Raw genomic sequence first — 12,711 nt, 5'->3', positions numbered from 1 at the left:
GCAGGTGTGAATTGCACTTGAAATGTCTGACATGCAATGTTTAAATGAGAAAGGCAGATAATATTCGGGTTCATTTGTAAAGAATAAAGAAGAGTTGATTTTCTTTATTTTTTTAATACACAATCGTGTTTTTATATAAAAAGGAGCGGTAATCATTATGGCAAAAGTAATTGCAATTAATGCAGGGAGCTCTTCATTGAAGTTCCAGTTGTTTGAAATGCCTGCAGAGACAGTGCTGACAGCAGGTCTTGTAGAACGCATCGGGCTAGATAATGCTGTATTCACCATTTCTGTGAATGGAGAAAAGCAAACAGAAACAACGGAGATTCCAGATCACGCGGTGGCTGTTAAAATTCTTCTCTCTAAGCTGACAGACCTTGGCATCATTCAATCGCTAGATGAAATTGAAGGAATCGGACACCGTGTTGTGCACGGAGGCGAAAAGTTTGATGATTCTGTCCTGATTACACCGGAAACACTTGCACAAATTGAAGAGCTTTCAGAGCTTGCTCCTCTTCACAATCCGGCAAACGTTGTCGGAATCAAAGCATTTAAAGAAGTGCTTCCAAATGTGCCGGCTGTAGCCGTTTTTGACACTGCTTTTCATCAGACAATGCCTGACCAGTCTTTCCTTTACAGTCTTCCATACGAGTACTATGAAAAGTTCGGCATCCGCAAATACGGATTCCATGGCACGTCGCATAAATATGTATCAGAAAGAGCGGCTGAGCTTCTTGGCCGTCCGATTGAGCAGCTTCGCCTGATTTCATGCCACTTAGGAAACGGCGCAAGCATCGCTGCTATTGAGGGCGGAAAGTCTATTGATACTTCTATGGGCTTCACACCTCTTGCAGGTGTTGCGATGGGTACGCGTTCAGGGAACATTGACCCTGCCCTTATCCCGTTCATCATGGAAAAAACAGGACACTCAGCTATCGAAGTGCTTGATATCTTGAACAAAAAGAGCGGACTGCTAGGTATTTCCGGACTTTCTTCAGACCTTCGCGACATTACAAAGGCTGCTGAAGAAGGAAACGACCGTGCAAGAACGTCCCTTGAAGTGTTTGCAAGCAGAATTCATAAATACATCGGTTCTTATGCAGCGCGCATGTCCGGTGTAGATGCGATCATCTTTACGGCAGGAATCGGGGAAAACAGCATTGATATTCGTGAGCGCGTTCTTCGCGGCCTTGAATTCATGGGTGTTTACTGGGATCCTTCGCTGAACCAGGTGCGCGGTGAAGAGGCGTTTATCAGCTACCCTCACTCGCCGGTTAAAGTCATGATCATTCCTACAAATGAAGAAGTGATGATTGCACGCGACGTAGAGCGCATTGCAAAATAATGAAACGCAAAAGGCAGCCGGCATAAACGGCTGTCTTTTTTTGCGCAATTAATGGCCATTATAGGCAATACTAAGCAGAAATGTCATGCAAAAGGAGAGCGCCAATCATGGAGTATGCCTGGCTTTCACTTGTACCGTTTCTCATCGTTATTGCCTTTTCCATTTGGCTGAAGGAAATCCTGCCCGGACTTGTAGCGGGTCTTATTGTCGGCTCTTATCTTGTAAAGCCTGAACTGCTTGGAGGGCTTGAACAGGTCTTGAAGTATGTATTGAAAACACTTGAAGATGATTCAAACATTCAGATTATCGGATTTCTCTATTTGTTCGGGGGACTTGTCGGCATGATGAAAATCTCCGGAGGCATCAAAGGTTTTTCAGAATGGGTAGGCAAAAGAGTCAAATCAGAAAGAGGTCTTTTAAGCATGATCTGGCTGTCTTTGCCTTTTACGTTTATGATGCCGATGTTCAGGATCATGATGATCGGTCCGGTCATTAAATCGCTGATGGAAAAAAGCGAGCTTTCAAGACAAAAAGTAGGATTTACAATGGACGTTTCAACAGCATCAACCATTGTTCTCCTGCCGGCGGGAACAGCCTTTACGGGATTCATGCTGTCACTCGTAGAAGGGGGAATTGAGCGGAATCAGCTCGATCTTCCGCCGTATCAAATCTATCTCCAGAGTATTCCGTTTAACTTTTTTGCCATCGCGATGCTGGTCCTTGGTCTTGTCGGCACGTTTAAAAAGCCGAAAAAGAAGCAGGATGAAAAGAAAGAAGCAGCGGAGGAACATCCCTATCATGGCGTCGGGCTTAAGAAAGAGCTTGAACAAGTAGAGGCTCAGCCTTGGCACTTGATTGTGCCTTTATTCTTCCTGCTGGGTCTGTCGATGTTTCTGCTGTGGCAGGACGGGACGGAAAAAGGGGCAAAGTCCCTTTTTCAGGCATTTGCAAAAGCGGATGCCACATTTGTCATGCTGCTTGCTGTGTTTTTAACACTCGTTCTGACATTTGTGTTTTACAGCATAAGACGCGTGCCGCTGAAAGAAACGCTCTATCACTTTTACGACGGAGGCAACCAGCTGATGCAGGCAATCATTCTTTTGATCCTTGTGTGGGCATTGTCTCTTTCTGCAGAAGATATCGGGTTTTCAGATTTTATCAGTTCAACGCTTGGAGATGTCCTGCCGGCTGCATTCGTCCCGGCCATCATTTTTTTGCTTGGTTCAGCAGTAGGATATTTCATCGGATCATCCTGGGGGACGTGGGGGTTGTTTATGCCTCTTGGAATGACTCTCGCAGCTGCTTCAGGAGCATCACTGCCTTTGACAGTCGGGGCGGTTTTTGCAAGCGGGGCGTTTGGGGCGATGACATCTCCGCTTGGTGATACCACGATTACTACGGCATCCATTTTGGAAATGCCGGTTGTATCCTACGCAAGGTATAAATTGAAATTTACCGCAGTCGGATGCGCTGCAGCTGCGGTCATGTATGCATGTGCGGGTTTCTTTCTTAAATAACAGATCCTCATGCACGGAGCGTTCCCTGTGATATAATAAGGAAAACAATGGAGATTTACAGGAGGCTGAACATGGCGCTAACTAAACGTGAAACCGCCTTGCTTTTAGAAATCAAAAGATGGGAAGATTCCATGCGGGAGGATCTTCGCTCAGATTTTGGACGGACATACGACAAGTGGCTGAACCGGAAACTGAATCAGCTGCCGGGGCCGCTGAAAGAGAAATTTTTCGGCAAACTGGATGATATTTTGTTTCATCTGCATGCGTTTATCCAAAATTCTCATGTGCAGCAGGATGCCCGCCAGCAGCTACTAATGACGGCAAAGACGTTTCATGAAGAAATCGATCAGATAGAGGATTTAAAGAAACTGTCTGTAGATCAGCTGCATTATTTATCCGAACTGCAGCTGTCAAAGCACAGGCTTTATTCGTTCGTTCAGGGAGGCCTCGCTGGTACTGGCGGACTTTTGCTGATGGGCATTGATCTCCCCGCCCAAATGCTGCTTAACCTGCGGGCCGTTCAAATGACGGCACTCAGCTATGGATATGAAGTGAACACCCCTTATGAAATGATGACTTCCTTAAAAGTTTATCATGCTGCCATTTTGCCGAAGCACCTGAGGTATGAGCAATGGACTTCCCTTAAGGAAGAATTGCAGGACAGCGAGAGCCATCCGTTCTTTTATGAAGGGGAAGACGTGTTTGCCAATCAGGCGACACTTGATCATCTTGTGAAGCAGCTTGTCAAAGTATCAGCGATATCAATGCTGAGAAAAAAAATGATTGGCGGCATCCCATTGATCGGAATGGCGATCGGGGCCGGAGTGAACTACCAGATGACACGCCAGATCACGGAGTTTGCCCATCAGTATTACAGATACAGGCTCCTGCTTGAAAAGAAGGATTCAGATCATGAGTTTGATTGAACATAAAAAGAAGGATTTCGCTCCAATCTCCTGTAAAGTGATCACGGTCAGCGATACGAGAACAACTGATACCGACAAGAGCGGACAGCTTATGCATTCTCTTTTACAGGAAGCGGGCCATCACATAACGGAGTACGAAATTGTGCCTGATGAAGAAATGCTCATAAAGAGTGCAGCGGTCAGCGGCTGTAAAGCTCCCGGCATAGATGCTGTCTTAATCAGCGGCGGAACAGGCATTGCAAAGAGAGATGTCACAATCGAAGCTGTTTTAAGCATCATTCAAAAAGAACTTCCGGGATTCGGCGAGATCTTCCGCATGCTCAGCTATCAGGAAGACATCGGTTCAGCCGCCATCTTGAGCAGGGCGGCCGCAGGAACCGCCGACAATACAATTATTTTCTCCATGCCCGGCTCAACCGGCGCAGTCAAACTTGCGATGGAGAAGCTCATTTTGCCGGAGCTTGGGCATATTGTGAAAGAATTAAAGAAAGATCTTTGATAAAAAACCATCGCCTTTTAGGCAGATGGTTTTTTTGTATGTTTATTTAAAACTGTTTCTCAAGTATGCATCCTCTCAGACACGTGCTGATTCTGCCTGAACCACAGCCAGAGGTCATTGATGACAGATGCGTGTTCTGAGATTTCAGAATTCAGCCTGCAGGAAACAGTAAAGTCATCCTCTGAATCGAGTGCTGCCTGCTTCTTGTTTATGACCGTTTCAATTGCTGCAATCTGATCGGGTATATGGCCGCGGATATTTTCCCACTGCATAAGAATGGATTCCTGTTCCTGCTTCGTAAGCTTCTCCCACTCCACTTCAATCCTTGGGATATAGATTCCCAGACGGCTGCTGAATTCAAAGTGCTTCATCTTGATTCCCCCGTACGCATGATTTTCTTCCATTTTACATGAGGGCTGTATACAATTCACGAAAATATCGTAAAAACTTTTAAGAAATGTATTGAAAAACAGCTGATAACTTGTTAAAGTGATAGTTATTAAAATGAATTAATATAAATCTAAATTAATATTTATACATCCGAGAGGGGAAATTAAAGATGGTTGAAAATAAAAAAGTAGTTCTTGCCTATTCAGGCGGATTAGATACGTCAGTTGCAGTTAAATGGCTTCAGGATCAAGGATATGAAGTTGTGGCCTGCTGCCTGGACGTTGGAGAAGGAAAAGACCTGGCGTTTGTTCAAAGCAAAGCCCTTCAGGTCGGCGCTTCAAAATCATATGTGATCGATGCAAAAAAAGAATTTGCAGATGAATATGCACTAGCTGCCTTGCAGGCACATGCTCTGTACGAAGGGAAGTATCCGCTTGTATCCGCGCTGTCCCGTCCGCTCATTGCCAAAAAACTTGTAGAAGTTGCTGAACAGGAAGGGGCTGTAGCTGTAGCCCACGGCTGCACGGGAAAAGGAAACGACCAGGTGCGGTTTGAAGTATCCATCAAAGCACTGAATCCTGACCTTGAAGTGCTTGCGCCGGTTCGTGAGTGGAGCTGGTCGCGGGAAGAGGAAATCCAATATGCCATGGACAACAACATTCCGATCCCGGTCAATCTTGACAGCCCGTACTCAATTGACCAGAACTTATGGGGAAGAAGCAATGAATGCGGCGTTTTAGAGGATCCGTGGGCAGCTCCGCCGGAAGGAGCCTATGATCTGACGAACGCGCTGGAACATACACCTGACACGCCTGAAATCATTGAAATTGGATTTGAAAAAGGGGTTCCTGTTACGTTGAATGGCGTTTCCTATCCGCTTTCAGAATTGATTCTTCATTTAAACACAGTAGCAGGCAATCATGGAGTCGGACGGATTGACCATGTTGAAAACCGCCTTGTGGGAATCAAATCCCGTGAAGTGTATGAATGCCCTGCAGCCATGACGCTGATCAAAGCTCATAAAGAGCTTGAGGATCTGACGCTTGTGAAAGAAGTGGCACACTTTAAACCGGTCATTGAAATGAAGCTGACAGAACTGATTTACAACGGTCTTTGGTTCTCGCCGCTTAAAGATGCGCTGATGGGATTCCTGAAAGAAACGCAGGAATATGTGACAGGAACAGTCCGTGTCAAACTGTTTAAAGGGCATAGCATTGTAGAAGGAAGAAAGTCGGAGTATTCCCTTTACGATGAAAAGCTTGCAACTTACACAACCGAAGATTCCTTTGACCACGCGGCTGCAGTCGGATTTATCTCGCTGTATGGACTTCCGACAAAAGTAAGCAGCATGGTGCAGGGGAAAAAGAAGGTGAATGTATGAAAAAGCTGTGGGGAGGCCGTTTTCAAAAAACACCCGAGAAATGGGTAGATGAGTTTGGCGCATCTATTTCATTTGATCAAGAGCTTGTCTTTGAAGACATTCAGGGCAGCCTCGCACATGTTCATATGCTTGGCGAATGCGGGATTCTTTCACTTGAAGAAGCAGAGCAGATTAAAACCGGTCTGCTTCTTCTGAAAGAAAAAGCTGAAAAAGGAGAGCTTTCTTTTTCAGTGGATTATGAAGATATCCATCTGAATCTTGAGAAACTGCTGATCGATGAGATTGGTCCAGTCGGAGGCAAGCTTCACACAGGGAGAAGCAGAAATGACCAAGTGGCAACGGACATGCACTTGTATCTGAAAAACCATGTGAACGAAATTGTCGGACTGATCTCTGCGTTTCAGGAAACGCTTCTCAAGCAGGCAAAAGAAAATGTTGAGACCATTCTTCCGGGGTATACACATCTTCAAAGAGCACAGCCTATTTCCTTTGCTCATCACCTTCTTGCCTATTTTTGGATGCTTGAGCGGGACAAACAGCGTTTCTCGGAATCCTTGAAGCGGATCAGCCTTTCCCCGCTTGGATGCGGTGCTCTCGCAGGCACCACTTTTCCGATCGACCGCAAGCTGACTGCTGAGCTTCTGGAGTTCGACGGCATTTATGAAAACAGTCTTGACGGCGTAAGCGACCGGGATTTCATTGTTGAGTTTTTAAGCAACAGCTCAATCATGATGATGCATCTGTCCCGTCTTTGCGAAGAATTGATTCTCTGGTGCAGCCAGGAATTTCAGTTTGTCGAGCTTGATGACACCTATGCAACCGGCAGCTCCATGATGCCTCAGAAGAAAAATCCGGATATGGCCGAACTGATCCGCGGAAAAACGGGACGGGTCTACGGCAATCTGTTTGCTTTGCTCACAACGTTAAAGGGTCTTCCGCTTGCATACAACAAAGATATGCAGGAAGACAAAGAGGGCATGTTTGATGCGGTCCGCACGGTTGAAGGCAGTCTGCAGATCTTCACAGGAATGATCGGCACACTCAAGGTCAAAGAGGAAAAAATGAAGAAAGCGACCACTGAGGATTTTTCAAATGCGACCGAGCTTGCCGATTATCTTGCTAAAAAAGGCATGCCTTTCCGTGAAGCGCACGAAGTGGTCGGAAAGCTTGTGTATACGTGCATCCAAAAAGGAATCTACTTAAAAGATCTCCCGCTTGCCGAATACAAAGAAGCATCTGATTTATTTTCAGAAGATCTGTTTGAAGCAATTGATCCTTACACCGCCGTTGCAAAGAGAATCAGTGATGGCGGCACCGGTTTTTCAAAAGTAAAGGAAGCGCTGCTGAAAGCTGAAGACGCTCTGTCATAAAGAAGATATTACCATCGTATTTCCTCCCCATTTCACAAACGATAACAGGGAACACAATCAGGTGACAGGGGGCTGAAAGAAGATGGGAAAAGAAAAGGATCCTAAAAACCATTCTGCCTACTTCGATTACGAAGGTGAAAATGAAACGTCTCAATTAATCACTGAAGCGTATTCAAGCGGAGTCGTTGAGCAGCAATATGAGCAAAACTTCCTGCAGGAAAATCTGCAGCCGAGAGAAGAATCAGAGTAAACAAAAAAAGTCATCTCAGGATGACTTTTTTTGTCCTTTCAGCAAAGCGGTGTAAAGCACCAATGTAAAAATGAAAGAAACAAACCCGGGGGACAGAGATTCCGGGATGATCCAATAAAACGCAATGCCGCAGAGGATGGACGCTGCACCTTTCCTGTTAAGCTTTCGTACATGCAATTCCCTGCCCTTTAGCTGCAAGTGTGTAAATTCAGCAATAATAACAGCAGACAGCGGGACGATGGCAGAGCCCATCCATGAAATAAAGGAGGAAGCTTCTGTCACTAAAGAGGGCATCGTGCTGCATGCGACAGCGGCTGTGCCGAACACGACTGCACTCTTCAGTCTTCCAAGGGAAGGGAAAATATTCAGCAGACTGAAAGCCCCTGTATACGCATTGTTTAAGTTGATGGAAAACATGGACAATATGGAACAGATCAGAATGACAGATACAAGCGTCACCGAGTCTGTCAGCGCGCTCGCTGAAATGAAAGGATTCAGCTCCCCGAAATGTGCCGCACTGTAAGCGCCGAAAAGTGCGGTCAGGATAAATCCGAATAGATTGCCGGCATAGAGTCCGAAGAATCCCTGCTTTGGAGACTTTGCGTATCTTGCCATATCAGCAGAAGCACTGACACCTGAAATATACTGGACAAACACGAGGCTCGCATAAAAAGCCATTGCAGGCAGGGATGAGGAAGAATATTCCGGCACACTCGGCGATGATAAGAGAGCAGGATCTGCAGTAAAATATAAATAAACCATAACGGCCTGCCCCGCAAGAAGGAATGGCAGGAAGTACTTTGTCATGCGTTTGACGGCATCAAACCCGGCTGCAGCGACGGCAGCCATGAAAATCCCAAGAAGCACGGCAGTCAGAGCAAAATGAGGGGAAAAAGAAAAATAGCGCCTGCAGATTTCTATGATCATGAACGTTCCGCCAATCGTTTGTACGCAAAACCAGTAAAGAGAGGTCAGTGTTCTGACCGGCGATGAGAAAAAACGCGCTCCGCTGACGCCGATATACGATCTCATTGCATATTGGGCAGGAATTCCGTGAACTGAGCCGGGCAGCGAAAGCAGAGACACAAATAAAAAGGCCAATGCAGCTCCAATGACTGTGGAGACGGCTGCCTGCATAACAGACAGGCCTCCTTCCATGACGGCCAGAGCAGGAAGAAGGAAATTCCCTGCATTCACCGAAAAAGATAATTGAATCAAAAAGTAATCAAACCATGATGTGCTGCGGAGCTCCTTTGGAACAGCTTCCAGACCGAAACGTTCCATTTTTGACCGTACTGCAGGTTGAGACATATGTATTCCGCCTTTTTTAAAAGTGAACGCACCGTGAAAAACATTCAGCGCAGATAAGATTATTGTAAGATTCCTTTCTGTTCAATACAATGGAAAAGAAGCAGCATTACATTTCCCGGACCACCGAGGAGGATTTTGCCATTGAGACACGCAATTATTACAGCCGGTTCCAAAGGACTGGGACGAAAAGTGACGGAAATCTTCCTTGAGAAAGGCTACTCCGTTACGGTCAATTACCGCAGCGATGAAGATGCTGTGCTGCAGCTAAAAGAAAAATATGCGCACATAAGCGAACGCATGCTTTTTTTGAAAGGCGATGTCACAAAAAAAGATGATCTCATAAAGCTTGCGGATGAAACTCTCAGCACATTCGGCCGGATTGACTGCTTAATCAATAATGCAGGGCCATACATATTTGAGCGCAAGAAGCTTGCAGATTATGAAGATGATGAATGGTATGAAATGATTGAAGGCAATCTTAGCGCGGTCTTTCACCTTTTCAAAAAAGTGATACCGGTCATGAGACAGCAGCAGTACGGACGGATCATCACCTACGGATTTCAGGGAGCTGAATCATCATCCGGCTGGCTACACCGTTCTGCTTTCAGCGCAGCGAAAACAGGACTTGCCTCTCTGACAAAGACAATTGCCATTGAAGAAGCGGAGAATGGCATTACTGCGAACATGATTTGCCCGGGCAATATTGTGGGAGAGATGAAGGAAGCTTCCATCCATGAGTCGAGAAAAACACCTGATTCAGAAACGCCTGTAGGCAGATCCGGCACCGGAGAAGATATCGGCAGGCTCATCTCCTTTTTGTGCGAGGAAGATTCTGACATGATCACTGGAGCCATCGTTGAAGCTTCAGGGGCAGTCAACGTGCTGAGCCGAAGACAATAAGAGAAACCCCGGAGATTCCGGGGTTTTTTGTATGTGTTTTTTATTGGGGGGCTGAGGGAACGGGAGTGACACTGAAGACTCCACATGCCTGAAGAAGAGCACGTTCAGATGCGCACATTTAGCAGGAATGGATTTCCAAATTTCGTGTGTTTCCATATACTAAAGAAAGGAAATACTTATAGCAGAAACGGAATGTAATGGCACAGGAGGAAGATGTATGAAAATCGGCATCCCCAAGGAAGTTAAAAATAATGAAAACCGTGTTGCTATGACCCCGGCCGGCGTTGTTCACCTCGTTCAGGCAGGACATGAAGTCTATATTGAACAAAATGCAGGCGAAGGATCAGGTTTTCCCGATCACCAGTATACAGAAGCAGGGGCGAAAATTGTTTCTTCCCCTGAAGAAGCCTGGTCTATGGAAATGGTGATGAAGGTAAAAGAGCCGCTGCCTTCTGAATATCAGTATTTCCGCGAAGACCTCATCCTGTTTACCTATTTGCATCTTGCAGCAGAACCTGAGCTGACGCGCGCTTTGATCGATCGGAAGGTCACAGGTATTGCGTATGAAACGGTCCAGCTCCCAAACCGGTCCCTGCCGCTGCTGACGCCAATGAGTGAAGTGGCCGGCAGAATGGCTTCACAAATCGGTGCACAGTTTTTAGAAAAAACGAAAGGCGGAAAGGGAATCCTGCTTTCAGGAGTTCCTGGAGTCAAGCGCGGAAAAGTTGCCATCATCGGCGGAGGAGTAGCAGGCACAAATGCTGCGAAAATTGCGGTCGGACTCGGGGCAGATGTAACGATGCTTGATGTGAATCCGGAACGGCTCCGCCAGCTTGATGATATTTTCGGAAAAGAAATCTCCACGCTGATGTCGAATCCTTTCAATATCGCGTACGCTGCGGCCCAGTCAGATCTAGTGATCGGTGCGGTCCTCATCCCTGGGGCACGGGCCCCGAAGCTCGTGACAGAAGAGATGGTCCAGAGCATGACGCCCGGTTCTGTGATTGTTGATATCGCCATCGATCAGGGAGGCATCTTTGCAACAACCGACAGAATCACGACTCACGATCATCCTACGTATGAAAAGCACGGGGTCCTCCATTATGCGGTGGCAAATATGCCGGGAGCGGTGCCGCGGACCTCGACAATCGCGCTGACAAACGTGACCGTCCCATATGCGGTGCAGATTGCTAACAAAGGGTACAAAAAAGCATGCCTTGAAAATGAGCCGCTTTTAAAAGGCGTTAACACGCTGAAGGGATTTGTCACATACGAAGCAGTCGCAGAAGCGCATTCATTAACTTATGCAGATGCAAGAGCTCTTCTTGGTGAATAGGGATACGGGCATGAAGAAGCCCGTGTCTTTTTTTGTGTGGAGAAGTAAGGTTTTTCCGGCCGGCGGGAATGGAGCCTTCAAGAGTCGTGTGCAAACGATTTGATGGCACTGAACAGTCGGAATAGAACCCTCAAGAGCAGCCGGAATCGGTTTTGTTGGCACTGAACAGCCGGAATAGAACCCTCAAGAGCAGCGGGAATCGATTTTGATGGCACTGAACAACAGGATAAGAGCCCTCAAGAGCAGCCGGAATCGGTTTTGTTGGCACTGAACAACAGGAATAGAACCCTCAAAAAGCGTCCGGAATCGATTTGATGGCACTGAACGTCAGGATAAGAACCCTCAAAAAGCGTCCGGAATCAGTTTGATGGCACTGAACAGCAGGATAAGAACCCTCAAAAAGCGTCCGGAATCGGTTTGATGGCACTGAACGTCAGGATAAGAACCCTCAAGAAGCGTCCGGAATCGACTTGATGGCACTGAACAACAGGATAAGAACCCTCAAGAGCAGCCGGAATCGGTTTTGTTGGCACTGAATGAACAACAGGAATAGAACTCTCAAGAGCAGTCTGCAATCGATTTGATAGCACCAAACGCCAAATCCCTCAACCTACGCCTTCCAAAATAGAAATCTCTCTATTGCATTCTCACGCACCCTCACATTCGACAGCCCCCTCTATTTTTAGTACGATAAAACTATCAATTAAATGGGAGTGAGAGAAATGAACGTTTCATACCATGGACATTCTGTTGTACAGATTAAAACGGATCAGCACACGATTATCATTGACCCATTCATTAACGGGAACGGTCAGACAGACCTGAAGACGGATGATTTAAAAGTGGATGTGATACTGCTTACACACGGGCACAATGATCACGTCGGCGATACGATCGAGCTTGCAAAGAAAAATAATGCGCTTGTTGTGGCGCCGTTTGAACTTGCTACATACCTGGGATGGAAGGGACTCAACGTTCATGAGATGCACATCGGCGGATCTCACACATTTGATTTTGGCACGGTCAAGCTGACTCAGGCTTTCCACGGCTCGAGCTATGAGGAAGAAGGAGAAAAAATCGTTTATACCGGGATGCCTGCCGGAATTCTTTTCAAACATGGCGGAAAAACAGTCTATCACGCAGGAGACACAGGCCTTTTCTCAGATATGAAGCTTCTTGGGGAACTCGAAGAGATTGATCTTGCGTTTCTGCCGATCGGCGATAATTTTACAATGGGGCCGGAGGATGCGGCCATAGCAGCAAAATGGATCAAGGCAAAAACCGTCGTCCCAATGCATTACAATACATTTCCAGTGATTGAGCAGAATCCGCAGGATTTTGCGGACAGCCTTCCAGGTAAAATGGGAAAAGTCATGAAAGCCGGAGACTCTATTAAACTATAAGTGAAAACGAAAATGCGGGCGGATGCCTGCATTTTTTTCATGGATGCGCATAAAATGAACCAAGCTGTTTTAAAAGGAGCTGG

General features: G+C 46.4%; 13 protein-coding genes. 10 read left to right on the top strand and 3 right to left on the bottom strand.

Annotation, left to right across the window (positions count from 1 at the left end; translation table 11 throughout):
• The first annotated feature begins 157 nt into the window (after window positions 1–157).
• From AZ46_RS11255 to AZ46_RS11240, 4 genes are all read left to right on the top strand, one after another.
• Window positions 158–1,345 carry an acetate kinase gene (locus tag AZ46_RS11255; RefSeq protein ID WP_029279102.1) on the top strand — a complete coding sequence of 396 codons (1,188 nt, stop codon included), beginning with the start codon at window positions 158–160 and terminating at the stop codon, window positions 1,343–1,345.
• A 107-nt stretch (window positions 1,346–1,452) separates the two neighbouring features.
• Entirely contained in the window at window positions 1,453–2,862 is a 1,410-nt protein-coding gene (locus AZ46_RS11250; protein WP_029279103.1) for a Na+/H+ antiporter NhaC family protein, read from the top strand.
• Between the two features lie 71 nt (window positions 2,863–2,933).
• Entirely contained in the window at window positions 2,934–3,788 is an 855-nt protein-coding gene (locus AZ46_RS11245) for an EcsC family protein (RefSeq protein ID WP_029279104.1), read from the top strand.
• Entirely contained in the window at window positions 3,775–4,287 is a 513-nt protein-coding gene (locus AZ46_RS11240) for a MogA/MoaB family molybdenum cofactor biosynthesis protein (RefSeq protein ID WP_029279106.1), read from the top strand. The genes AZ46_RS11245 and AZ46_RS11240 overlap by 14 nt, the downstream gene beginning before the upstream one ends.
• A gap of 59 nt (window positions 4,288–4,346) precedes the next feature.
• On the opposite strand, the gene AZ46_RS11235 is transcribed toward AZ46_RS11240, so the two are convergent.
• On the bottom strand, window positions 4,347–4,658 hold the full coding sequence (locus tag AZ46_RS11235; protein ID WP_029279108.1) for a hypothetical protein: 312 nt from the start codon (window positions 4,656–4,658) through the stop codon (window positions 4,347–4,349).
• A gap of 188 nt (window positions 4,659–4,846) precedes the next feature.
• On the opposite strand from AZ46_RS11235, the gene AZ46_RS11230 reads away from it, so the two are divergent.
• From AZ46_RS11230 to AZ46_RS21960, 3 genes are all read left to right on the top strand, one after another.
• Window positions 4,847–6,058 carry an argininosuccinate synthase gene (locus tag AZ46_RS11230; protein WP_029279109.1) on the top strand — a complete coding sequence of 404 codons (1,212 nt, stop codon included), beginning with the start codon at window positions 4,847–4,849 and terminating at the stop codon, window positions 6,056–6,058.
• Window positions 6,055–7,428, top strand: a complete 1,374-nt coding sequence (gene argH, locus AZ46_RS11225; RefSeq protein WP_029279111.1) for an argininosuccinate lyase — start codon at window positions 6,055–6,057, stop codon at window positions 7,426–7,428. Before AZ46_RS11230 ends, argH begins: the two co-directional genes overlap by 4 nt.
• Window positions 7,429–7,510: 82 nt before the next feature.
• Window positions 7,511–7,678 (top strand): hypothetical protein, encoded by a 168-nt coding sequence (locus AZ46_RS21960; RefSeq protein ID WP_158001618.1) that lies wholly within the window; start codon window positions 7,511–7,513, stop codon window positions 7,676–7,678.
• 15 nt (window positions 7,679–7,693) lie between these two features.
• Here AZ46_RS21960 and AZ46_RS11220 read toward each other — a convergent pair whose 3' ends face one another.
• Window positions 7,694–8,989: a cytosine permease gene (locus AZ46_RS11220; RefSeq protein WP_029279113.1), complete on the bottom strand. Its 1,296-nt coding sequence runs from the start codon at window positions 8,987–8,989 to the stop codon at window positions 7,694–7,696.
• A gap of 141 nt (window positions 8,990–9,130) precedes the next feature.
• On the opposite strand from AZ46_RS11220, the gene AZ46_RS11215 reads away from it, so the two are divergent.
• Both AZ46_RS11215 and ald read left to right on the top strand, forming a co-directional pair.
• Complete coding sequence (locus tag AZ46_RS11215; protein ID WP_029279115.1) at window positions 9,131–9,889, top strand: SDR family oxidoreductase; 759 nt, start codon at window positions 9,131–9,133, stop codon at window positions 9,887–9,889.
• Between the two features lie 217 nt (window positions 9,890–10,106).
• Complete coding sequence (gene ald, locus AZ46_RS11210; protein WP_029279117.1) at window positions 10,107–11,225, top strand: alanine dehydrogenase; 1,119 nt, start codon at window positions 10,107–10,109, stop codon at window positions 11,223–11,225.
• A 395-nt stretch (window positions 11,226–11,620) separates the two neighbouring features.
• On the opposite strand, the gene AZ46_RS11205 is transcribed toward ald, so the two are convergent.
• On the bottom strand, window positions 11,621–11,815 hold the full coding sequence (locus AZ46_RS11205; RefSeq protein WP_152554738.1) for a hypothetical protein: 195 nt from the start codon (window positions 11,813–11,815) through the stop codon (window positions 11,621–11,623).
• Between the two features lie 132 nt (window positions 11,816–11,947).
• Here AZ46_RS11205 and AZ46_RS11200 point away from each other — a divergent pair, with 132 nt between their 5' ends.
• Window positions 11,948–12,628, top strand: coding sequence for a metal-dependent hydrolase (locus AZ46_RS11200; RefSeq protein WP_029279121.1), 681 nt, complete (start codon window positions 11,948–11,950; stop codon window positions 12,626–12,628).
• Window positions 12,629–12,711 lie beyond the last annotated feature (83 nt).

The organism is Metabacillus indicus LMG 22858 (assembly GCF_000708755.2).
Lineage (GTDB): Bacteria > Bacillota > Bacilli > Bacillales > Bacillaceae > Bacillus_P > Bacillus_P indicus.
This window is presented reverse-complemented; position numbering and strand designations above follow the sequence as displayed.